Genomic DNA, 21,084 nt, shown 5'->3' on the forward strand with positions numbered 1-21,084 from the left:
GCCCAGGAGAAATTATGACGGTGCTGTATAACGTGGCGATCGTGTTGCTGACGGTCGCCGTCATGGAAATCGTGGCGACGCTGACGCACAAATATGTCATGCACGGCTGGGGATGGGGCTGGCATCTGTCCCACCATACGCCGCGTAAAGGCTGGTTTGAAGTTAATGACCTCTATGCCGTGGTGTTTGCCGGCGTGGCGATAGCGCTTATCGCGCTCGGCGCGGGCGGCCACTGGCCGCTGCAATGGATTGGTGCGGGGATGACGCTCTACGGCGCGCTCTACTTTATTGTCCATGACGGGCTGGTGCATCAGCGCTGGCCGTTTCGCTATGTGCCGCGCCGGGGTTACCTGAAGCGGCTCTATATGGCGCACCGGCTGCACCACGCGGTGCGCGGACGCGAAGGCTGCGTCTCTTTTGGTTTTCTCTACGCGCCGCCAGTGGCTAAGCTGCAGGCGGTGTTGCGTGAGCGTAACGGTCGTCCTGCGCGGACGGACGCTGCCAGAGCATCGCAGGGCGGGGCGTCGACGTCGCGCCGCGAGAACTGACGGCCATCGCCGCGCCTTTCGCCAGCAGGGCCAGTTTCTCCGCCTTGCTGGTGCCCTGACGCGTCTCCCAGGCGTTCGCGCCTGCGCGCTTCACCTTCACGCCGATTTCCCGGTATACCCCATGCGCGGTGGCGATAGCCCAGGCGCTGCGTAGCGGCAGCCCGGCGAGCCCGGCGCGCGCCGAGGCGTAGTAAGGCTCCGCTTCATCCACAAGCCTGGCGGCAAGGCGCGCAAGGGCAGGGCGATGTTCGCGCGCCGCCAGCGTCTCGCGGCGCAGTCCTTCCTCAGTCAACCATTCGTCCGGCAGATAGCAGCGCCCGATGGCGGCATCCTCAACGAGATCCCGGGCAATGTTGGTGAGCTGAAACGCGAGGCCCAGATCGCAGGCGCGATCCAGCACCGCCTCGTCGCGCACGCCCATCACGCGCGCCATCATCAGCCCCACCACGCCCGCGACGTGATAGCAGTAGCGCAGCGTGTCGTCAAAGGTGTGATAGCGCTCGTCGCGTACGTCCATCGCAAAGCCTTCCAGATGATCGAGCGCCAGCGACGGCGGGATCTGGTGGCGTAACGCCACCTCCTGGAACGCGGCGAAATTCGGCTCAGTCATCGGCGTGCCTGCGTAAGCCTCAAGCGTCAGCGCGCGAAGCCGGGCGATGCGCGCCTGCGGGCTGTCGGTGGGCGCGTCCGGCGCGTGAAAACCGAGCGTCTGGCCGTCGGTAACGTCATCACAGTGGCGGCACCAGGCGTAAAGCATTAGCGCGCTGCGACGCGTATCGGCATCGAACAGTTTTGAGGCGGTGGCGAAGCTTTTCGAGCCCGCTTCGATGGTTTCGGTCGCGTGCGTCAGCAGCGGCTTATCATTCATGCGCGCCCCTCCAGCATCAGCCCGGCGGTAGCTTTCGCCGAGCCGATAACGCCCGGAATGCCCGCGCCAGGGTGCGTGCCCGCGCCGACCAGATAGAGATTGTCGATACGGCTGTCGCGGTTATGCGGGCGGAACCAGGCGCTCTGGGTGAGGATAGGCTCTACCGAGAACGCCGAGCCCTGATACGCGCCGAGCTGGTCGCGGAAATCAAACGGCGTGAACATCCGGTGCGTCACCAGCTGGTCGCGCAGGCCCGGCATGTAGTGCTGCTCAAGGTAGGCAAAAATGCGGTCGCGCAGGCGCGGACCTTCGATATTCCAGTCGAGATCCGCCGTACCGAGATGCGGCACCGGCGCCAGCACGTAATAGCTGCCGCAGCCCGGCGGGGCGAGAGAGGGATCGGTCACGCACGGGGCATGGAGATAGAGCGAGAAATCCTCCGCCAGCGCGTCGCGGTTGAAGATATCGTCAATCAGTTCTTTGTAGCGCGGCCCGAAGCAGACGGTGTGGTGCGCCAGCTGGCTGTGATGATGATTCAGCCCGAAGTAGAGCACGAACAGCGAGTTGCTCATGCGTTTGCGGCGCAGCGACGCCGCCTGCGCCACGCCGCGCGGGTGGTGGCCCAGCAGGTTATTGTAGGTATGCACCACGTCGGCGTTGGAGGCGACGGCGCTGGCGGCGATGCGTCGCCCGTCCGCCAGCGTGACGCCGCAGATTTTATCGCCCTGGGTCTCAAGGCGCGTCACCTGCGCGTTCAGTTCGGTCTCGCCGCCCAGATCGGTAAACAGTTTCACCAGCCCCTGCACCAGCGCGCCGGTGCCGCCGCGCGCGAACCAGACTCCCCACTGGCGCTCCAGCGCGTGGATAAGCGTATAAATGGAGGAGGTTGCGAACGGGTTGCCGCCGACCAGCAGCGAATGGAAAGAGAACGCCTGGCGCAGATGCTCGTCTTCAATGTATTTCGACACCATGCCATAGACGCTGCGCCACGCCTGCAAACGCGCCAGCTGCGGCCCGGCGCGCAACATATCGCGAAACGAGAGAAACGGCACCGCGCCAAGCTTCAGATAGCCTTCCTTAAACACCGCCTGCGAATAGGCCAGAAACTGTCGGTAGCCTTCGACGTCGCGCGGGTTAAAGCGTGCGATCTGCGCCTCAAGGCTCGCCTGATCGTTATCGTAATCAAAGACCTGGCCGTTCTCCCAGCAGAGACGGTAAAACGGCGTGACGGGTAAGAGCTCGACGTAATCGGCAATGTTTTTACCGGCAAGCGTAAACAGCTCTTCGATGGCGGAAGGATCGGTGATAACGGTCGGGCCGGCGTCAAAGGTAAACCCCTGGTCTTCATAGACATACGCCCGCCCGCCATGTTTATCGCGCTGCTCCAGCAGTAACGTGGGAACGCCCGCCGCCTGTAAGCGGATAGCCAGGGCCAGGCCGCCAAAGCCGGACCCGATAACAACAGTTTTAGTCATGATGAAAAGCTCGCAGCCGGGGTGTTTGCTTCAGGACGGCCTGCAGGGCTTCGCCCACCGGAACCGGTGGTTTGCCCGTCAATAGCCGCGCCATATCCAGAGGGGTCAGTCGCCCGGCGTAAAACCGGCCGATAAGCCCCGCGTTAAGTCCATAAAAGCGCTGCATCACCTGCCAGCGTTGGTCCGGTTTCCCGGCCAGAAACAGCATCCGGTTCAGCAGCCGGAAAAAGCGCTGACGCCGCCACTGGCGCTGCGCGTAGCCCGCCGTCAACGCATATAACGCCTGCGGCGTCGCGGGCGGTTGCGACGCGATAAGATCGGCAAGCGCCGCCGCGTGCGGCAGCGAATAGCCGGTGGTCGCGTGAAACAGCCCGGCGCGCAGGCCGCAGCGCGCAATGCCCTGCGCCTCCTGCCAGAACGCCTGCGGCTCGCCGGTAAGCGTAATCGGCAGGTTGCCGCGCTCCTCGCGCTCAAGGGTCATTAATCGCCAGCCCTGCGCGCGGGCATAGTCGGCGATGTTCACCCGCGCGCGGTCAGGATCGAGCGTCGCGTTATCGATATAGTGCGTATCTTCAATCAGCAGCGTGTCGGGCGTGAGCGGCAGCGTGTAGACAAACCGGTAGCCGCCCTGCTGCGCCACGGTGGCGTCCATCAGGACAGGACGCGTCAGGCCGTGAGGCGCGGCGAGCTGCCACTGCTGCCCGAGAAACGCCTGCTGGCCGACGGTCAGGTGCGGGCTTGCGCGCCAGCCGCGACCATCGATAACCGCACGGGCATGCAGTGTGCGCCCGTCCGCCAGCGTGACGGACTGCGGCGTGAGCTGCGCCACCGGCGCGTTGCGCCAGAGGTTTTCGCCAAGCGTCGTATGCAGAACGTCAGCGAACCGCTCCGACGTCACGCTGTAGTAGCCGCCGTCGAGCGTGCGCTTAAGCGCCGGGAAGCGTACGTCGTAGCCGTCCCAGCGATGCGCCACCAGCGGTGTGAGCCAGGCGTGCTGCGCCGGCGTGATATCGTCGCCATGAAACGACCAGGTATGGTTGCCGCCAGGCGCGTCGTCCGCCTCCAGCAGCAGCACGTTCAACGCCGGTTGCAGCACGCGCAGACGCAGGGCGATAAGCCCGTTTGCGAGGCCGCCGCCTGCAAGTATCAGATCCCATGCGGTCGTCATGGCCGGGCCTGCGCGATGACGGGGCGCCGCTCTTGCAGCGCCTGTTCGGTGACCTGCGCCGCCCGCGTCGCGCCGCCCGCCTGCGCCAGCGTGCGCTGCATCGCGGCGAGGCGCGTGCGGCAACTGGCGTCGCCAAGCAGCGCCTGCAACTGGCGGGTAAACGCGCGACGTCCGGCGAAGCGGGAGACGCGCCGCCCGATGCCGCAATACTCCACGCGCGCCGCCACGCCGGGCTGATCGAACGCCAGGGGCACCACCAGCAGCGGCGTGGCGCTGGCGACGGCGTCCATCACGGTATTGAGCCCACCGTGAGTAATGACGGCATGCGACTGGCTGAGCGCCAGCGGCTGATCGGTAAACGCGGTCACCCGCGTCGCGCCGCAGGCTTCAAGCTTTGCCGCCTGCGCAGGGTTAAGCCCGCCGCAGTGCGCCACCAGCAGCTCGGCGCCCGCGTCGCGACAGGCGCGGGCGATAGTGCGAAACAGCCCGTAGCGGTGCCCCTGGAGCGTGCCGAGCGAGGCGAAAACGCGCGGGCGCGCCGCATCCGGCAATGGCTCTGACACTGTCGGCTGCGGCGGACGTAGCGGGCCGACGGCATGAAAACAGGCGGGCAGCGAATGGCGCGGAAAATCGAGCGCGCCGAGCGTCTGGCTAATCTGCGCCAGCGGCGAGAGGCAGTCATGCAGGCCGTGGCGGGGCGCGAGTCCGAAGCGTTGCGCGTGATGTGCGATCACAGCGCCGTGGCGGCGCATCAGCCAGTCATGTACCTGCTGGCTGGCATGATAAATCTTGCGGGCGCGCGGCGTCTGCGCGTAGCGAAACGGCATGACTGGCAGCGGCAGCCCAGGCTCGCGGTTGACCGGCAGCGCGCAGGCGACCGAGACAAACGGCAGGCCGAGCGCCTCGGCGACAATGCCGCCTGCGGCTTCCATCTGGTCGACAATCAGGCCATCGATGCCAAGCCGCGTCAGCGCGTCGGGCAGCTCCCGGCACAGCATGTTGGTGGTGCGCGCCAGATCGTGAATCAGGCTTAACATCGCCGGGCCGCCAGGATGCGCGGTCAGGCGTAACGTGCGGGCGAGGCTGCCGGGCGGGTGGCTCTGCTCGCCGACCGGGTAAAAGCCGATGCGCGGATCGTCAAGCAGCGTGCGCGCCTCCGTCTGCTGAATAAAAGTGATGCGATGACCGCGCGCGAGAAGTTCCTGCGCGAGGGCCTGCATGGCGTGAACGTGACTGTAAAGCGGGGGCGTGATGACGGCGTAGTGGCTCATTCCTCATCCCCGGCGCGAACCAGACGGGCGTCTTTCAGCGCGCTGAGGCTGGCGCTGCCGGTACAGAAACAGGCGACCCGTAACTGTTCGATAACCACCGTGAAATGCGCCAGAACCGCGCTGGTGGACGTCGTGGCGCTGCCAAGCACCGCCGCAGCCTGACCGACCAGACTCGCGCCCATCGCGATCGCTTTGGCGGCGTCAATGCCGTCGCGAATACCGCCGGAGGCGATAAGCGGCATCGTCGGAAGCGCCTGATGCAACTGGCGCAGCGCCTGCGCGGTGGGAATGCCCCAGCCTGCGAAAGCCATCGCCACGTTGCGCGCATGCGCGCTGGCGGCGCGTTCGCCTTCCACCGCCGCCCAGCTGGTGCCGCCTGCGCCCGCGACATCCAGCATCGCGACGCCAGCGTCGGCGAGCTGGCGCGCCACGGGTACGGAGATCCCGGCGCCCACTTCTTTCACCACCACCGGCACGGGCAGGGCGCGCGCAACGCGCGCAATGGCCGCCAGTACGCCGCGCCAGTCGCGGTCGCCGCCGGTCTGGAGCGCCTCCTGGAGCGGGTTGAGATGGATAATAAGCGCGTCTGCCTCCACCATCTCGACGGCGCGCCGGGCGTAATCCAGCCCCTGCGCGCTGCTGATCTGCGCGGCCCCGAGATTCGCCAACAGCGGGATATCCGGCGCGTACCGGCGAAGCTCGCCGGTCAGCCCCCAGTTATCGTCACTCTCCAGCGCCACGCGCTGCGAGCCGACACCCATCGCCAGCCCAAGCGCCTGCGCCGCCTCGGCCAGGTGCCGGTTGATATCGCTCGCACGGCGCGCGCCGCCGGTCATCGAGCTAATCAGTAACGGCGCTTTCATTGGGCGGCCAAACAGGCGGGTGCTGAGGTCGATATCGTCAAGCGAGAGCTCCGGCAGGGCGCAGTGCTCGAAACGCCACTGCTCAAAACCAGTACGCGTCGTCTGTTTCGCGCGCTCCGGGTGCAGCACGATATCCAGATGATCGTTCTTGCGTTGGCTCAGTTCCTTGTCCTTCATTCATACTCCAGTAACGGTCGCTGTCAGCCGCGCAGCCGCGCGCGTTCAGCCAAACATGGCCAGCTGTTTATCAAACCAGGCGTACATAAAATGGCGGGTGGACGCGCCGCGCGAACAGGCGCAGGCGAGATGTTCGTCGGCGCGCAGCAGATGATCGCGCAGGCGCTGGTGCACGGCTTCCGGGCCGAGCATCGCCACGAGCGTGGATTTCCCCGCGTCTTTATTGATGTCTTTGCCGGTGTTATTGAGGCCGTCCGCCAGGTCATCAAGGAGCTGAAACGCCTGGCCGAGATGGCGCGAAAACTGGCGCAGCTTCTGGCGTACTGAGGCGGAGGCTCCGGCGGCGATCGCGGCGATTTGCAGCGTGGCGTCAAACAGCACGCTGGTTTTAAGATCGTTGGTCGCGAGGATAGCCTCCGCGCTGCGGGTCTGGCTGCCTTCGCTGAGATCGCGAAACTGCCCCTGCACCAGCCCCTGGAGACCCACCGCGCTGGAGAGCTCGCTGACCGCCTCGGTTTTACAGCTGTCGGGCAGCGATCGTGCCTGCGCCACCACGCCGAAGGCGCGGCTCAGAAGCGCGACCGCCGCGAGGATCGCCACGCTTTCGCCAAACTGACGGTGAATGGTGGGTTTGCCGCGACGCAGCAGGGCGTTATCCATACAGGGAATATCGTCAAGCATCAGCGACGCGGCGTGCACCATCTCCACGGCACAGGCGAGATCCAGCAACGCGGGCTGGCTCGCCTCACAGCCGAGATCGCGCGCGGCCAGAATCAGCAGCAGCGGGCGCACCCGTTTACCCGGGGTGAGCGCGCCTTCGCGCATCGCGGCGCAGACCAGATCGCGCTCCTGGCCTGGCGGCAGAAGCTCGTCAAGGCGGGTTTGCAGGGCGTCGCGCAGCGCCTGCAATTCGTTTTCCTGCCCTGAAGATTTCACGGCGTTAGCGTTCATGGTTAGGGCCTCTGCTGGTGGTCGCAAGCGGTGGAGTGGAAGACGTCAACGCGCAACAGCGCGCCGAATGTCGCCGTCAGGCGGGCAACATTCGTCGCATCAGGCGGAATATGGAATTTTCTCTGTATGAACAACTGATTATCTTCACGGGTCTTTGTCCGGATGTTCTCTTAAAAAGCGTAGCGCAATACCGGAAAATTTCTTCGGCTAACGTAATGCGTCACAAAACTTTACATTCAGGCAACGCGTTGTACAAGTTTATGCCAATAAAGTATGCAATAAGGTCATCACCTGACGCACTTCATCTTCGGTGAGTGCGCCATCTTTCGCAAAGCGTATACGGCCTTCTTTATCCAGCACCACGACAGCTGAACCGCCCTGCTGCAGGTGCCAGGCGCGCTGCGCGGCGCCTGTACTGTCGAGTACGAACACTGAGTCCGGGTACGCTTTTTTGGTGCTCTCCAGACTGCGGCGCACAAAGATGGCGCTGCCCGGAATGGCGTCGTCGGTGTTGATTATCGTGGTGGCCTGGAATTTATCCGCCGGCAGACGGGCTGCGGCAATCGCATCGCTGATGCCTTTATTGAGATCTTTGGCCGACAGCCTGCCTGCCACATGCAGCACCACGCCCACCTTGCCGCTAAGACGCGCGCTGTTCCAGTCGCGATAGCCGATTTCGCCCTGGCGGAGCGTCAGCTCGCCGCGCTCCGCCACACCGACCGGCGCGACCCGTTCGCCCTCTTTAAAATTATGCGCGCAGGCGAAAAAGGGCAGCAGGGCGGAGAAAAACAGTAACGGGCGCAGCATAGGGGTTCCTCAAAGCGGAAGCGGTGATGTTGGGGAAAGTGTAGTGGAGATTCGCGGGTTGAGTTACAGCAGGCGCTCAGGGGAGCCGGGGGCAGGAGGGCAGGTTTGCGCGCGCGAAGGCATTATTATTTTGCAGTGTGAGGAAAGAGGGCGGGGGCAGCAGGGAGGCATCGTCAAAATAAAAGCCACCTGTAGGTGGCTTCGGTGTTACCCGCGAACGTCCTGATTACTCGATTTCAGGTTTTGTTTGGACATCATTTCGAGCGTCCAATAGGCGCACATGTTTAAGCTGCTCTTGCAGTAATCTTTAATAACGTCATCCAGCACTTTGTGTCTTTCGCCTGCATCAGTGTTTTAAACGTATTCAGATTCTGCTTTTCCATCATGCGCAGCGTTGTCGGCTGGCATCTGTTCCGCAGGCCGTCGCAGTAGCCGCCATTTTATTGACACCCGGTGACCAGCCAACAAAAAAGCCACCCTCGCGAGGTGGCTTAATTATATGATTTTAAAGCTAAAATTTGGTGGCCCCTGTTGGGTTTGAACCAACGACCAAGCGATTATGAGTCGCCTGCTCTAACCACTGAGCTAAGGGGCCGTGGCGCTGGATTATAAAGTAACTGGCGACGTCAATCCAGTCTCGGCGTCTCGGCTGCTGAATTTGTAAGCAAGGGCGGCGTAAGGCTTTATACTTTACAGATCCGTAAGTTAACAGGGGATAACATGATCAACGATATTCTTGAACCGGGTCTGCGCGTGGTGTTTTGCGGAATCAATCCAGGGAAGTCGTCAGCGCACACCGGTTTTCATTTCGCGCATCCGGGTAACCGCTTCTGGAAGGTGATTCATCTGGCGGGGTTTACGGAGCGCCAGCTGAAGCCTGAAGAGGAGCGGCATCTGCTGGATACGCGTTGCGGCATCACAAAACTGGTGGAACGTCCGACAGTGCAGGCGAATGAAGTGGACGTGAGAGAGCTGCATGAAGGCGGGCGTAACCTGATTAAAAAAATTGAGGACTTCCAGCCGGACGCGCTCGCGGTGCTGGGCAAAAAAGCGTATGAGCAGGCGTTCAGTCAGCGTGGCGTGAAGTGGGGCAAACAGAAGCTGAAAATCGGCGAGACAGAAGTTTGGGTGCTGCCGAACCCGAGCGGGCTTAATCGCGCGTCGCTGGATAAGCTGGTCGAAGCCTATCGGGAGCTCGACGAGGCGCTGGTGGCGCGCGGCAGATAAAGGTACGGCGCAGCCTGCGCCGCGCCATACGAGGAGAGCCGGTGGCTTAGCCGCCTGCCTGCTCGATAATCAGTTTACCGAGCGAGGACTGAATGCGGAAGCAGAGCGTCTTGATCTGCGACTGATACATCGTGATGACGATATCGTTCAGCTCCGGCGTCAGGCCCTCTTTAATCGAGAGGAATTTGCCGGTTTTCGCAGTCAGGGCATCCATCTCAGCGGCGTAGCGGCTGTAAGTTTTCGGGCCATAGTGCTTGAGCGCCTCGAGCTCTTTACGGCAGGTCGCCATGCTGTTAGTGCTTTCCGAGGCGGCAGCGAACGGTTTGCTTTCCGGTGCCTGTTGTACAGGTTGCGGCTGAGCGACCGGTGCGGGCGCTGGCGCGAGCGGCGTTACCTGGCTTTTTGGCGGCTGGCTGGCGCATCCCGCCAGTAAAACGCATGTCATGAATAACAGCGACTTGTTCATCCCGGGTCCTTGCTGTGTTATCAACACTTTGTTTATTTTTAGACGCAAATCTTCCAGCAAATTACTCACAATCGATATCTGTGACAAATTGTTTTTTCTGATTAATCCACACACATCACGGCAATTTATCGTTGTATGACAGTTTGTTGACGCCTGACGTCATTAAGCCGTATCGCGCGGTGCGGCTTTCCTGCGCCCATAAAAAAGCCCTCCGGAGAGGGCCTTTAAATGGATTAGCGCAGACGATTAATCGTCGAGGAAGCTGCGCAGCACTTCAGAACGGCTCGGGTGGCGCAGCTTACGCAGCGCTTTCGCTTCGATCTGACGGATACGTTCGCGGGTAACGTCAAACTGTTTACCTACTTCTTCCAGCGTATGGTCGGTGTTCATGTCGATACCGAAACGCATACGCAGCACTTTGGCTTCGCGCGCGGTGAGGCCCGCCAGCACGTCATGCGTCGCCGCACGCAGGCTTTCGGTGGTCGCGGAGTCCAGCGGCAGTTCGAGGGTGGTATCCTCGATGAAATCCCCCAGATGCGAATCTTCATCGTCGCCGATCGGCGTTTCCATGGAGATAGGCTCTTTGGCGATTTTCAGCACCTTACGAATTTTGTCTTCCGGCATCAGCATGCGCTCGGCCAGCTCTTCCGGCGTCGGCTCACGGCCCATCTCCTGCAACATCTGGCGGGAGATACGATTGAGCTTGTTGATGGTCTCAATCATATGCACCGGAATACGAATGGTGCGCGCCTGGTCCGCGATAGAGCGGGTGATGGCCTGACGGATCCACCAGGTAGCATAGGTGGAGAACTTATAGCCACGGCGGTATTCGAACTTATCTACCGCTTTCATCAGGCCGATGTTGCCTTCCTGAATCAGGTCGAGGAACTGCAGACCACGGTTGGTGTATTTCTTGGCGATAGAAATTACCAGACGTAAGTTCGCCTCAACCATCTCTTTCTTCGCACGACGGGCTTTCGCTTCGCCGATGGACATGCGACGGTTGATATCCTTCACCTGCTCGATGGTCAGGCCGGTTTCTTCTTCGATCTGCTGCAGTTTTTGCAGGCTGCGGTGTACATCTTCCGCCACGTCGTGGAGCTTCTCAGACCACGGTTTGTTCATGGCGATTGCCGCGTTAAACCAGGTTTCGCTGGTTTCGTTGCCGGTAAAGAGAGTGATAAAGTTCTTCTTCGGCATTTTGCACTGCTCAACGCACAGCTTCATGATGATGCGTTCCTGGGTGCGCACACGATCCATCATGGTACGCATGCTGTTTACCAGGTAGTCGAACTGTTTCGGCACCAGACGGAACTGTTTGAACACGTCGGAAAGCTTCAGGATCTCTTCCTGAGACGCCGCGTTGCTGCGGCCTTTGGCTTTGATGGTGTCGCGGGTGACTTCGTACTGGGTACGCAGCTCGCCGAATTTCTCGCGCGCCAGTTCCGGGTCGATGCTGTTGTCGTCATCGCTGCTGTCGTCGTCAGACTCTTCGTCTTCATCTTCGTCATCATCCATCTCTTCCTGAGAGAGTTCAGAGCCGACGTGCGTCGCGGTAGGGGCCAGGTCTTCTTCGGCGTTCGGATCGACAAAACCGGTGATCAGATCGGAAAGACGCGCTTCGCCCGCTTCCACACGATCGTACTGCTCCAGCAGATAGGTGATCGCTTCCGGATATTCGGCGACAGAGCACTGAACCTGGTTGATCCCGTCTTCGATGCGTTTGGCGATGTCGATTTCGCCTTCACGGGTCAACAGCTCAACGGTGCCCATTTCGCGCATGTACATGCGAACCGGATCGGTGGTGCGCCCGATTTCAGATTCCACGCTGGACAACACCTGGGCCGCGGCTTCTTCCGCATCTTCATCGGTGCTGTTCGAGTTTTCAGCAAGCAACAGATCGTCGGCGTCCGGCGCTTCTTCCATCACCTGGATGCCCATATCGTTGATCATTTGGATGATGTCTTCGATCTGATCGGAGTCGACGATATCTTCCGGCAGATGGTCATTGACCTCGGCATAGGTCAGATAGCCCTGCTCCTTACCACGGGTGACAAGAAGCTTAAGCTGTGACTGCGGGTTTTGCTCCATAAGACGGTATCCACACTTATTTCATGAGGTTGGTGTCGTAGGCGTTGCCGCCAACAATAACGTGTGCCCGGGGTTTCATATCACGGCGTGTTATCAGCGACGGCAATAACAATGCCTGAACGCTTTGACAGCGACATGAACTCCACAGGGCGTTGCGGGCTGTTTTATTATTGCCGCTGCCCGGCAGTACGGCTCTCGGGTGCACCCGATCGTCAATCGGCAATTAAGCCGCGGAATTTATTTTTTTGCGCGCGCCTCGGTAATGATGCGCACTTCTTCGCGCTCCGCCGCGCTAAGTCCCTGGGTGCGTGAGCGGGCTATTAATTCTGTTAATCTCAACTCCAGTACCGAATCAAACAGGTGATCCAGCGCGTCGGTGAACGTTTTTTCTGCGATATCCTTATCTGCTATATCGTCCCACGTTGAGAGTTTTTCAAGGGTAGCGGCTTCTTTTGTGCCGCGATAATGTTCGAGCAACTGCCCGGTGGTCAGACCAGGCTGCGAAAGACAAGTATTGACCAGCTCCGAAAAGAGCTCCAGTCCAGGCAGCTTTGTTTTATCTAACGCCGCCAGAGAGGGCACTAATGGCGCCAGCTCAGGATTCTGGACCAGTAATCCTATCAGTATACGCATGGTTGTACGCTTTAGCGTCGGCGCGGCCCGCGTTTGCGAATTATCTGCCTGCCGGGTCATCAACCGCTCGAGCTGGCTGTCATCCAGAATACCGAGCTTATTGCCTAACTCCTGACGCAGATAGATGCGCAACGTTTCACCTGGCACCTGGCTGATTAACGGCAGCGCCAGTGTGCTCAGCTGCGCGCGCCCGTCCGGCGTACTCAAATCCACCTGCGGTAACAGGCTGTTGAACAGGAACGTAGAGAGCGGCTGAGCCTGCTCCATCCGCGCCTCGAACGCCGCTTTCCCTTCCTGACGAACCAGCGTATCCGGGTCTTCGCCATCGGGCAGAAACATAAAGCGTAGCTGACGTCCGTCCGTCATGTAAGGCAGCGCGGTTTCCAGCGCGCGCCACGCGGCGCTGCGGCCTGCTCTGTCGCCGTCGTAACAGCAAATGACGTTGTTTGTGACACGAAAGAGCATCTGAATATGCTCCGCCGTGGTCGCAGTGCCGAGCGAGGCAACCGCATAGTTGATGTCATACTGCGACAGCGCCACGACGTCCATATAGCCTTCCACCACCAACAGGCGGGGCGGGTTCGGGTCACTCTGCTGCACTTCATAAAGGCCATACAGCTGGCGGCCCTTATGGAAAATCTCGGTTTCCGGGGAGTTTAAATACTTGGGCAGCGCATCGCCTAAAACGCGCCCGCCGAAGCCTATTACTCGCCCGCGCTTATCGCGGATGGGGAACATCACCCGTTCGCGGAAGCGGTCGTAACTGCGGCCCTTATCGTTGGTCACCAGCATGCCGGCGTCGATAAGCGACTGGCGGTTTTCGCTATTGTTACCAAAACGCTTGAGAACGTTATCCCAGCCCGGCGGCGCATAGCCGATGGCGAAGCGCTCAATGACGGATTCGCTCAGCCCGCGTTTCGCCAGATACTGACGTGCCGGCTCTGCGTTTTGCGCCTGTAAGGCCTGACGATAAAACCCGTTCAACCCATCCAGCAGTTCGTACAACGTCTGGCGCTGATGGCGCTCAATTTGCGTCGGTCCGCTGCCCGCTTCGAACGGAACTTCCAGATTATGCATGGCCGCCAGTTCTTCGACGGTTTCAACGAATTCGAGCTTGTCGTAATTCATCAAAAAGTCGATAGCGTTGCCGTGCGCGCCGCAGCCGAAGCAGTGATAAAACTGTTTTTCGCCGTTTACGGTGAAAGAGGGGGTTTTTTCATTATGGAAGGGACAGCACGCGTGGTAGTTCTTGCCCTGCTTCTTGAGCTTTACCCGTGCGTCTATCAGGTCGACGATATCGGTGCGAGCCAGCAGATCATTGATAAAGACACGTGGGATTCGTCCAGCCATAAGCCCCGTTTTTATCAGCCCATAAACGAGAATAAGCCGCGCATTCCTTTCGGAAGCACGGCCTCTACAACTACTACTCTGTCTGTGTCAGGGGACAATATCCCCTGAGGAATTAGTACAGACGAGTACGGCGTGCGTTTTCGCGAGCCAGTTTCTTCGCGTGACGTTTCACTGCGGAAGCTTTGGCGCGTTTACGTTCGGTAGTCGGTTTTTCATAGAATTCACGACGACGAACTTCCGCCAGAACACCCGCTTTTTCGCAGGAACGTTTGAAGCGACGCAGTGCTACGTCGAACGGCTCGTTTTCACGTACTTTAATTACCGGCATGTGCCTCTCACCTTTGATTAATTCGGTTCTGCTGGCATCAGATAGCCAGCTTATTTCAAAATGGTGCGGAATTTTACTGCAACTGCTGCTGCTTTGTAAAGCACCGCCAGGACCAGAAACGCGGTTTTTGTGCGGTCTATTCCAGGGGCACGCATTATACACTATCTGGCCGCCCGGGTTGAGCAAAGTTTTACATCCGCAGCCGTTGGCCCTACACTGCGCGGCAGGCGAAAGAGGTAAAAAAACCATGCGTGTACTGGGAATTGAGACATCCTGCGATGAAACCGGCATCGCCATTTATGACGATGAAAACGGGTTATTAGCCAACCAATTGTATAGTCAGGTAAAACTGCATGCCGACTACGGCGGCGTAGTGCCTGAGCTGGCCTCGCGCGATCACGTGCGTAAAACCGTGCCGCTGATCCAGGCCGCTATAAAAGAAGCGGGCCTGACGGCGCAGGATATCGACGCCGTGGCGTATACCGCGGGGCCGGGCCTGGTGGGCGCGCTGCTCGTCGGCGCGACGGTCGGCCGCGCGCTGGCGTTTGCCTGGAACGTGCCGGCGGTGCCGGTACACCATATGGAAGGCCATCTGCTGGCGCCGATGCTGGAAGAGAATCCGCCCGAATTCCCGTTCGTGGCGCTGCTGGTTTCCGGGGGGCATACGCAGCTTATCAGCGTGACCGGTATCGGCCAGTATGAACTGCTCGGCGAATCTATCGACGACGCCGCGGGCGAAGCCTTCGATAAAACCGCCAAGCTGCTGGGCCTTGATTACCCTGGCGGCCCGATGCTGTCGAAGATGGCGGCGCAGGGCATTGCGGGGCGCTTTACGTTCCCACGCCCGATGACCGACCGTCCGGGCCTCGATTTCAGCTTCTCCGGCCTGAAAACCTTCGCGGCGAATACCATTCGCGATAACGGCACCGACGATCAGACCCGCGCCGACATCGCGCGCGCGTTCGAAGACGCCGTGGTGGATACGCTGATGATCAAATGCCGCAGGGCGCTGGATCAGACCGGTTTTAAGCGTCTGGTAATGGCGGGCGGCGTGAGCGCCAACCGCACGTTACGCGCGCGTCTGGCGGAGATGATGCAAAAGCGCGGCGGCGACGTTTTCTATGCGCGCCCGGAGTTCTGCACTGATAACGGCGCGATGATCGCGTATGCGGGTATGGTGCGACTGAAAGCGAAAGGCGAAGCGGGGCTTGGGGTGACGGTGCGTCCGCGCTGGCCGCTGGCGGAGCTGCCTGCGGCGTAACGTATTCAGGCAAGCGTCATAAAGAAAAAGGAGTGAATCATCACTCCTTTTTTTCTGGCCGTTTTTTGCGAAACCGGCTCCAGATTTTGGTTTCCTGGCCGCGCCACAGGCGCTGAATATTGTCGTGATGACGTAATAAAATCAGGCAGGAGAGCATCGCCACCGGGAAGGTAAACTGCGGTTTAAACCACCAGACGTAGAATGGCGCCACCAGGGCGCTGACAATCGCGCCCAGCGATGAATAGCCGCTCAGCAGCACCGTCAGAAACCAGGTGCCCGCCATCACACCCGTGAGATCCCAGCCGATAGGCGCGATGGCGCCAAACGCGGTCGCGACACCTTTGCCGCCGCGAAAATGGAAAAAGACGGGCCAGATATGGCCAAGACAGGCGGCGATGGCGATAAGCCCCAGCCAGAACGGCGTCACGCCCAGCGCATACGCGCCCCAGACCGGGAGCATGCCTTTCAGCACGTCGAAAATCAGTACCGCTACGGCTGCTCCCTTGCCGCCAATCCGCAGGACGTTGGTCGCCCCGGGGTTGCCGGAACCGCTGTCACGAGGATCGGGCAGACCAGCGATGCGGCAGACCAGAATGGCGCTGGAAATCGAGCCGCAAAGGTACGCGAGGAGGATCATTCCAGGCGCGATTGCACTCATAACGCTGTTCCGTTGTGAAAATGTCGTTGTATTCTCTGCATCTGTGGATAATACGCATATTTTGCCGGAAGTGGTATCCGGCGGGGCTAAAAACAGGCAGGGCCGTGATGGACATAGTATTTATAGAGCAACTTTCGGTAATCACCACTATTGGCGTTTACGACTGGGAACAGACTATCGAGCAGAAGCTGGTGTTCGATATCGAAATTGGCTGGGACAACCGCGCGGCGGCGGCGAGTGACGACGTGCGCGATTGCCTGAGCTATGCCGACGTGACGCAGGCGGTGCTGGAGCATGTCGGCAACGGTCGTTTTGCGCTGGTGGAGCGTGTGGCGGAAGAGGTCGCCGACCTGATTCTGACGCGCTTCAACGCCCCCTGGGTGCGCATTAAACTCAGCAAGCCAGGCGCGGTCGCGCAGGCCGCGAATGTCGGCGTAATGATTGAGCGTAGCAATAATCCGAATTAAAACATTTAAATTCATAATGATTAAACCAAACGCGGGTATACCGGTCATAATGCAGGAACTTTCGCGGCCGTTGCGCTAATGGCCGCGTTTTTAGCGCTTATTTTGGGGTACGAGGGTTTACTGAATGACTGATATGCACTCGCTGCTGGTGGCGGCGATCCTGGGCATTGTGGAAGGACTCACTGAATTCCTGCCGGTGTCGAGCACCGGACACATGATCATCGTGGGCCATCTGCTGGGCTTTGAAGGCGACACCGCGAAGACCTTTGAAGTGGTGATCCAGCTGGGCTCCATCCTGGCGGTGGTGGTCATGTTCTGGCGCCGTCTGTTTGGGTTAATCGGCATTCACTTCGGCCATCCGCCGCATGAAGGCGTCGGCAAAAGCCGTCTGTCGCTTGTTCACATTCTGCTTGGCATGGTGCCAGCGGTGGTACTGGGGCTGTTGTTCCACGATTTCATTAAATCGCTGTTTAACCCAATCAACGTGATGTACGCGCTGGTGGTCGGCGGCGTGCTGCTGATTGCGGCAGAACTCTTCAAACCCAAAGAGCCGAAGGCGCCGGGCCTTGACGATATGACATACCGCCAGGCGTTTTTCATTGGCTGTTTCCAGTGCCTTGCGCTCTGGCCGGGCTTTTCACGCTCCGGGGCGACCATTTCCGGCGGTATGCTGGTCGGCGTGAGCCGCTATGCGGCCTCGGAGTTCTCTTTCCTGCTGGCCGTACCGATGATGATGGGCGCCACCGCGCTCGATCTCTATAAAAGCATGGGCTTTCTGACGATGGCGGATCTGCCGATGTTCGCGGTCGGTTTTGTCACCGCCTTTGTTGTGGCGCTGGTGGCGATCAAAACCTTCCTGCACATCATCAAACGTATCTCGTTTATTCCTTTCGCTATCTATCGTTTCATCGTTGCTGCCGCCGTTTACGCGGTCTTCATGTAATCGTCTTAGCCCTCAGCCGCTGGCTGGGGGCATCTCGCCTCCTTCCAGGCAGCCACCGCGCGAATACGCCGTTTGGTCAGCTCATCACGGATCGCCGGGCCGGTAAAACCCGCCTCCACCACGTCTTTAGGCGACACCGCGCGCGCCACTTCCCACGCCTCGCGCAGCAGACGCGCCTGCGGATAGTCTTTCGCCTCAAACCCGGTGCGTCCGCGCACATCCGCTTCGCTGGTGATCGCTATTTGCTCGACGCGCTGCGGTTTGCGCCAGGCGTCTATCGAGTCGAACAGGCCCACGATAGTGCGCGGTTTCAGCACCGGGAAGGTATGAATAAGGTCGTGAAATTCCGCCACCAGCTTTGCGAGATCGCGAATGTCGTTCGGCACGCGCAGCCGTTTGCACACCTGTTCGACAAGCCGCACGCCCGCCGGGCCGTGGCCGTGATGGCGCGGCCACAGATGCGGCGGCGTCAGCCCTTTGCCTAAATCGTGACACAGCGCGGAAAAGCGTACATCCACCGCCGGGCTGAGCATCGCGGCCATTGAGAGCGTCATCAGCGTATGAATGCCGGTGTCGATTTCCGGGTGCCACTTCGCTGGCGCCGGAACGCCAAACAGCTTGTCCACTTCCGGGAACAGCACTTTCAGCGCGCCGCACTCGCGCAGCATCAGGAAATAAATTTGCGGATTACGGGTGGTGAGCGCGTTTTCGGTTTCTTTCCAGACGCGCTCCGCCGTCAGGTGTTCCAGCTCGCCGTTCTCCGCCATCTCGCGCATCAGCGCGAGCGTTTCCGGGGCGATGCGAAAGCCGAGATGCGCGTAGCGGGCAGCGAAGCGCGCCACGCGCAGCACGCGCAGCGGATCTTCGTTAAATGCTGGCGAGACGTGGCGCAGCAGGCGCGCTTTGAGATCGGCGCGACCGTGGTAAGGGTCGATAAACTCGCCCGCGTCATCCTGAGCGATGGCGTTAATGGTGAGGTCACGGCGCTGTAAATCCTGCTCCAGCGTCACGTCCGGCGCGGCGTAGCAGGTGAAGCCGGTATAACCCTGGCCGGATTTCCGCTCGGTGCGCGCAAGGGCATACTCTTCATGGGTCTGCGGGTGCAGAAACACCGGGAAATCTTTCCCGACCTGCTGATACCCCAGCTCAAGCATTTCGGCGGGTGTGGCACCTACCACCACCCAGTCCCTGTCCTTTACCGGCAGCCCTAACAGGGCGTCACGCACCGCACCACCAACCAGATAACTCTTCACGCATTCCACTCCGACTCATATTTAGCCGACAGATAATACGTTAAGTGTAGAGGAGATGGGGAGCGAAAAGGGCAGCGGGCGCTGCCCTGAGAGGTTTAGTTCATCCAGCGGTCTTTGCGCTTGCGGCTTGGGATCATATGCGGGAGCAGCAAACCGAGCAGCAAACCAACGCCCAGCACGCCGCCGCCATACATAAACCACTGCATGATGATGGTGCGCTGTTTATCATCAATCTGAATATTGGCGGCGTTCACTTTTTTCTGCGCCACGATAAGCTCGTTTTTAAGCTTCTGATTTTCATCTTTCAGGCCGTTGATAATACCGTCGCTGGCGGCGACTTTCTTCTGCATCTCCGCCGTGCGCTGATTCCATGTGGTGTCGATATTATTCAGCTTATCCGTCAGGGTCTTAACCTGATTTTCCAGCTCCGGCACGCGGGTGCGCAGGCTGGGTTCGCTCTTGAGCTGTTCCAGCGGGATCCAGGACGTGCGGCCACTGGTATCACGAATCTGTCCATATTTGCCGTTACTTTCCAGCAGTGCGACTTCTTCGCCGGCATTCACCGTGCCGACCAGGCGGTAATTGTCACCCGGACCGCTACGTACCCAGGTGTTGAGTTCATCCGAAACATAGCGTTTTTCTTCGGCAGCGGCCTGGAAAGAGACGCTAAGCGCAAGCAGGGAAAAGCAAATCAGACGTAATTTGTGCATCAGTTGGTCGTTATTGTCGTTGAAAGTGGAACGATAGTAGTGGCATCAGTCTGACGATGCAAAGCGTAAACCTGAATGGGAATCTTCCTGGTCAGCCCGTCGCCCGCCACCGCGGCAAATTTCGCTTTTTGCGTGCGTCAAAAAGCCTCAAACGTGGCAATTTTTCGCAAAATACTATCTACTGACAGATACCAGGCTATTAAGTTCGCTGGAGTTTTCTTCAGTGTGACCCAACCAGAAAGCAGAGACATGGCTCAGGAAATCGAACTCAAATTTATCGTCGACCCGGAACAGATTGACGCGCTGCGCGCCGCGCTGAACGCCCTTGAGGCTGAACACAGCGCCCCGCGCCAGCTGCTCAATATCTATTACGAAACCGCGGACAACCAGCTGCGCCGTCACGATATGGGGCTGCGTATTCGCGGGGATAATGGCCGTTATGAAATGACCATGAAAGTCGCTGGCCGCACGACTGGCGGGCTACATCAGCGTCCGGAATATAACATTGAACTGGAAACGCCCGAGCTTGCGCTGGCGCGTTTTCCTGCGGAAGTCTGGCCGGAAGGCCTGTCGCCCGAAGCATTGCAGGGCGCGGTACATCCACTGTTCAGCACCGATTTCGCCCGTGAAAAGTGGGTGGTTACTCACGGCGAAAGCCGCATTGAACTTGCGCTCGACCGCGGCGAAGTGAAAGCCGGCGAGCTGGCGGAGCCCATTTGCGAGCTGGAGCTTGAACTGCTCGAAGGCCAGGCGGCGGACGTGTTGAAATTCGCCCGTCAGCTTGTGGCGAAGCCGGGTCTGCGTCAGGGCAGCCTGAGCAAAGCGGCGCGCGGCTACCATCTGGCGCAGGGCAACGCTGAACGCCCGCTGCGTCCGCTAACGCTGCTGAAGATGCCGGCGAAAGCTCATGTGGAGCAGGGGCTTGAAGCGTCGCTGGAATGGGCGCTTGATCACTGGCTCTATCACGAGGAGCTGTGGCTGCGCGGCAACGGCAAGGCGAAACAGCAGGTGCGCGAGGCCATCGCCCTGGTGCGCCATACGCTGGCGCTGTTCGGCGGTATCGTGCCGCGAAAAGCGAGTACTCGCTTACGTGACCTGCTAACCCAGTGCGAAGCGACGCTCGCGACCGACGCTTCGGCCCAGACGGTCGCTTTCAGCGCCATTCAGGCCTCCGCCCGCCTCGCGCTCACCGAATGGCTGGTGTTCCGCGGCTGGCAGCCTTTCCTCGACGAAAGAGGCCGTCAGAAAATGGCGGATTCCTGGAAACGCTTTGCCGATATCAACCTCTCGCGCCACGCCGCTGAACTGAAAGCCGCCTTTGGTCAGCCGCTCGGCGACCGCTATGTCGATCAACTGCCGCGCCTTTCGCGCGAGCTTGACGCGCTGCGTCTGCTGGCGGGCGTCTATGACGAAACCGTCGCGCTGTTCTGGCTCGACAACTGGCAGGGGCTGCGTCACGCCATCGAAACCGGCCAGCGTATTGAGATTGAGCATTTCCGCAATGAGGCTATCTCGCAGGCGCCGTTCTGGCGGCACAGCGGGAAACCGTAAACCACGACAGGAAAACCC

Annotated in this window: 20 protein-coding genes and 1 tRNA gene; 6 read left to right on the top strand and 15 right to left on the bottom strand. The window is 60.0% G+C overall.

Going from position 1 to position 21,084, the window contains the following annotated elements; translation table 11 throughout:
- Window positions 1–14: 14 nt before the first annotated feature.
- A complete protein-coding gene (locus AFK63_RS01860) occupies window positions 15–548 on the top strand; it encodes a sterol desaturase family protein (RefSeq protein ID WP_038867803.1) in 534 nt (177 codons plus the stop codon).
- On the opposite strand, the gene crtB is transcribed toward AFK63_RS01860, so the two are convergent.
- The 8 genes from crtB to AFK63_RS01900 form a co-directional block, all read right to left on the bottom strand.
- On the bottom strand, window positions 445–1,416 hold the full coding sequence (crtB, locus tag AFK63_RS01865) for a 15-cis-phytoene synthase CrtB (RefSeq protein ID WP_038867805.1): 972 nt from the start codon (window positions 1,414–1,416) through the stop codon (window positions 445–447). The two genes, AFK63_RS01860 and crtB, sit on opposite strands and share 104 nt — an antisense overlap.
- A complete protein-coding gene (locus AFK63_RS01870) occupies window positions 1,413–2,891 on the bottom strand; it encodes a phytoene desaturase (protein WP_038867807.1) in 1,479 nt (492 codons plus the stop codon). Before AFK63_RS01870 ends, crtB begins: the two co-directional genes overlap by 4 nt.
- Window positions 2,884–4,059 (bottom strand): lycopene beta-cyclase CrtY, encoded by a 1,176-nt coding sequence (crtY, locus tag AFK63_RS01875; RefSeq protein WP_038867809.1) that lies wholly within the window; start codon window positions 4,057–4,059, stop codon window positions 2,884–2,886. Before crtY ends, AFK63_RS01870 begins: the two co-directional genes overlap by 8 nt.
- Window positions 4,056–5,330, bottom strand: coding sequence for a glycosyltransferase (locus tag AFK63_RS01880; RefSeq protein ID WP_038867811.1), 1,275 nt, complete (start codon window positions 5,328–5,330; stop codon window positions 4,056–4,058). Before AFK63_RS01880 ends, crtY begins: the two co-directional genes overlap by 4 nt.
- Window positions 5,327–6,370 carry a type 2 isopentenyl-diphosphate Delta-isomerase gene (fni, locus tag AFK63_RS01885; protein ID WP_038867813.1) on the bottom strand — a complete coding sequence of 348 codons (1,044 nt, stop codon included), beginning with the start codon at window positions 6,368–6,370 and terminating at the stop codon, window positions 5,327–5,329. Before fni ends, AFK63_RS01880 begins: the two co-directional genes overlap by 4 nt.
- A 45-nt stretch (window positions 6,371–6,415) precedes the next feature.
- A complete protein-coding gene (locus tag AFK63_RS01890; RefSeq protein ID WP_038867815.1) occupies window positions 6,416–7,321 on the bottom strand; it encodes a polyprenyl synthetase family protein in 906 nt (301 codons plus the stop codon).
- A gap of 258 nt (window positions 7,322–7,579) precedes the next feature.
- Window positions 7,580–8,128, bottom strand: coding sequence for a YtfJ family protein (locus tag AFK63_RS01895; RefSeq protein ID WP_038867817.1), 549 nt, complete (start codon window positions 8,126–8,128; stop codon window positions 7,580–7,582).
- A gap of 519 nt (window positions 8,129–8,647) precedes the next feature.
- Window positions 8,648–8,723, bottom strand: a tRNA-Ile gene (locus AFK63_RS01900).
- Window positions 8,724–8,848: 125 nt separating this feature from the next.
- Here AFK63_RS01900 and mug point away from each other — a divergent pair.
- The gene (gene mug, locus AFK63_RS01905; protein WP_038867819.1) at window positions 8,849–9,355 is read left to right on the top strand and encodes a G/U mismatch-specific DNA glycosylase; all 507 of its coding nucleotides are present in this window, start codon (window positions 8,849–8,851) and stop codon (window positions 9,353–9,355) included.
- 46 nt (window positions 9,356–9,401) lie between these two features.
- On the opposite strand, the gene AFK63_RS01910 is transcribed toward mug, so the two are convergent.
- From AFK63_RS01910 to rpsU, 4 genes are all read right to left on the bottom strand, one after another.
- Window positions 9,402–9,821, bottom strand: a complete 420-nt coding sequence (locus AFK63_RS01910) for a hypothetical protein (RefSeq protein WP_038867821.1) — start codon at window positions 9,819–9,821, stop codon at window positions 9,402–9,404.
- Between the two features lie 246 nt (window positions 9,822–10,067).
- A complete protein-coding gene (gene rpoD, locus AFK63_RS01915; RefSeq protein ID WP_038867823.1) occupies window positions 10,068–11,912 on the bottom strand; it encodes an RNA polymerase sigma factor RpoD in 1,845 nt (614 codons plus the stop codon).
- Window positions 11,913–12,149: 237 nt separating this feature from the next.
- Window positions 12,150–13,895, bottom strand: coding sequence for a DNA primase (gene dnaG, locus AFK63_RS01920; RefSeq protein ID WP_038867825.1), 1,746 nt, complete (start codon window positions 13,893–13,895; stop codon window positions 12,150–12,152).
- 112 nt (window positions 13,896–14,007) lie between these two features.
- Window positions 14,008–14,223, bottom strand: coding sequence for a 30S ribosomal protein S21 (gene rpsU / locus AFK63_RS01925; protein ID WP_001144069.1), 216 nt, complete (start codon window positions 14,221–14,223; stop codon window positions 14,008–14,010).
- 247 nt (window positions 14,224–14,470) lie between these two features.
- Between rpsU and tsaD the strand changes: the two genes are divergently transcribed.
- Window positions 14,471–15,484 (top strand): tRNA (adenosine(37)-N6)-threonylcarbamoyltransferase complex transferase subunit TsaD, encoded by a 1,014-nt coding sequence (gene tsaD / locus AFK63_RS01930; protein ID WP_053531552.1) that lies wholly within the window; start codon window positions 14,471–14,473, stop codon window positions 15,482–15,484.
- Between the two features lie 40 nt (window positions 15,485–15,524).
- Here tsaD and plsY read toward each other — a convergent pair whose 3' ends face one another.
- Entirely contained in the window at window positions 15,525–16,142 is a 618-nt protein-coding gene (plsY, locus tag AFK63_RS01935) for a glycerol-3-phosphate 1-O-acyltransferase PlsY (RefSeq protein WP_038867827.1), read from the bottom strand.
- A gap of 107 nt (window positions 16,143–16,249) precedes the next feature.
- Here plsY and folB point away from each other — a divergent pair, with 107 nt between their 5' ends.
- Both folB and bacA read left to right on the top strand, forming a co-directional pair.
- Window positions 16,250–16,609, top strand: coding sequence for a bifunctional dihydroneopterin aldolase/7,8-dihydroneopterin epimerase (gene folB / locus AFK63_RS01940; RefSeq protein ID WP_038867829.1), 360 nt, complete (start codon window positions 16,250–16,252; stop codon window positions 16,607–16,609).
- 124 nt (window positions 16,610–16,733) lie between these two features.
- Window positions 16,734–17,552 (top strand): undecaprenyl-diphosphate phosphatase, encoded by an 819-nt coding sequence (gene bacA, locus AFK63_RS01945; RefSeq protein WP_038867831.1) that lies wholly within the window; start codon window positions 16,734–16,736, stop codon window positions 17,550–17,552.
- A gap of 5 nt (window positions 17,553–17,557) precedes the next feature.
- On the opposite strand, the gene AFK63_RS01950 is transcribed toward bacA, so the two are convergent.
- On the bottom strand, window positions 17,558–18,805 hold the full coding sequence (locus tag AFK63_RS01950; RefSeq protein WP_038867833.1) for a multifunctional CCA addition/repair protein: 1,248 nt from the start codon (window positions 18,803–18,805) through the stop codon (window positions 17,558–17,560).
- A 95-nt stretch (window positions 18,806–18,900) separates the two neighbouring features.
- Window positions 18,901–19,515 (bottom strand): TIGR04211 family SH3 domain-containing protein, encoded by a 615-nt coding sequence (locus AFK63_RS01955; RefSeq protein WP_038867835.1) that lies wholly within the window; start codon window positions 19,513–19,515, stop codon window positions 18,901–18,903.
- A gap of 249 nt (window positions 19,516–19,764) precedes the next feature.
- On the opposite strand from AFK63_RS01955, the gene AFK63_RS01960 reads away from it, so the two are divergent.
- Window positions 19,765–21,066: a CYTH domain-containing protein gene (locus AFK63_RS01960; RefSeq protein WP_038867837.1), complete on the top strand. Its 1,302-nt coding sequence runs from the start codon at window positions 19,765–19,767 to the stop codon at window positions 21,064–21,066.
- Window positions 21,067–21,084 lie beyond the last annotated feature (18 nt).

This window comes from Cronobacter muytjensii ATCC 51329, from assembly GCF_001277195.1.
Lineage (GTDB): Bacteria > Pseudomonadota > Gammaproteobacteria > Enterobacterales > Enterobacteriaceae > Cronobacter > Cronobacter muytjensii.

Coding starts and splice junctions, on each gene's coding strand:
- AFK63_RS01860 (WP_038867803.1), top strand. CDS start 15: ATGACGGTGCTGTATAACGTGGCGATCGTGTTGCTGACGGTCGCCGTC.
- crtB (WP_038867805.1), bottom strand. CDS start 1,416: ATGAATGATAAGCCGCTGCTGACGCACGCGACCGAAACCATCGAAGCG.
- AFK63_RS01870 (WP_038867807.1), bottom strand. CDS start 2,891: ATGACTAAAACTGTTGTTATCGGGTCCGGCTTTGGCGGCCTGGCCCTG.
- crtY (WP_038867809.1), bottom strand. CDS start 4,059: ATGACGACCGCATGGGATCTGATACTTGCAGGCGGCGGCCTCGCAAAC.
- AFK63_RS01880 (WP_038867811.1), bottom strand. CDS start 5,330: ATGAGCCACTACGCCGTCATCACGCCCCCGCTTTACAGTCACGTTCAC.
- fni (WP_038867813.1), bottom strand. CDS start 6,370: ATGAAGGACAAGGAACTGAGCCAACGCAAGAACGATCATCTGGATATC.
- AFK63_RS01890 (WP_038867815.1), bottom strand. CDS start 7,321: ATGAACGCTAACGCCGTGAAATCTTCAGGGCAGGAAAACGAATTGCAG.
- AFK63_RS01895 (WP_038867817.1), bottom strand. CDS start 8,128: ATGCTGCGCCCGTTACTGTTTTTCTCCGCCCTGCTGCCCTTTTTCGCC.
- mug (WP_038867819.1), top strand. CDS start 8,849: ATGATCAACGATATTCTTGAACCGGGTCTGCGCGTGGTGTTTTGCGGA.
- AFK63_RS01910 (WP_038867821.1), bottom strand. CDS start 9,821: ATGAACAAGTCGCTGTTATTCATGACATGCGTTTTACTGGCGGGATGC.
- rpoD (WP_038867823.1), bottom strand. CDS start 11,912: ATGGAGCAAAACCCGCAGTCACAGCTTAAGCTTCTTGTCACCCGTGGT.
- dnaG (WP_038867825.1), bottom strand. CDS start 13,895: ATGGCTGGACGAATCCCACGTGTCTTTATCAATGATCTGCTGGCTCGC.
- rpsU (WP_001144069.1), bottom strand. CDS start 14,223: ATGCCGGTAATTAAAGTACGTGAAAACGAGCCGTTCGACGTAGCACTG.
- tsaD (WP_053531552.1), top strand. CDS start 14,471: ATGCGTGTACTGGGAATTGAGACATCCTGCGATGAAACCGGCATCGCC.
- plsY (WP_038867827.1), bottom strand. CDS start 16,142: ATGAGTGCAATCGCGCCTGGAATGATCCTCCTCGCGTACCTTTGCGGC.
- folB (WP_038867829.1), top strand. CDS start 16,250: ATGGACATAGTATTTATAGAGCAACTTTCGGTAATCACCACTATTGGC.
- bacA (WP_038867831.1), top strand. CDS start 16,734: ATGACTGATATGCACTCGCTGCTGGTGGCGGCGATCCTGGGCATTGTG.
- AFK63_RS01955 (WP_038867835.1), bottom strand. CDS start 19,515: ATGCACAAATTACGTCTGATTTGCTTTTCCCTGCTTGCGCTTAGCGTC.
- AFK63_RS01960 (WP_038867837.1), top strand. CDS start 19,765: ATGGCTCAGGAAATCGAACTCAAATTTATCGTCGACCCGGAACAGATT.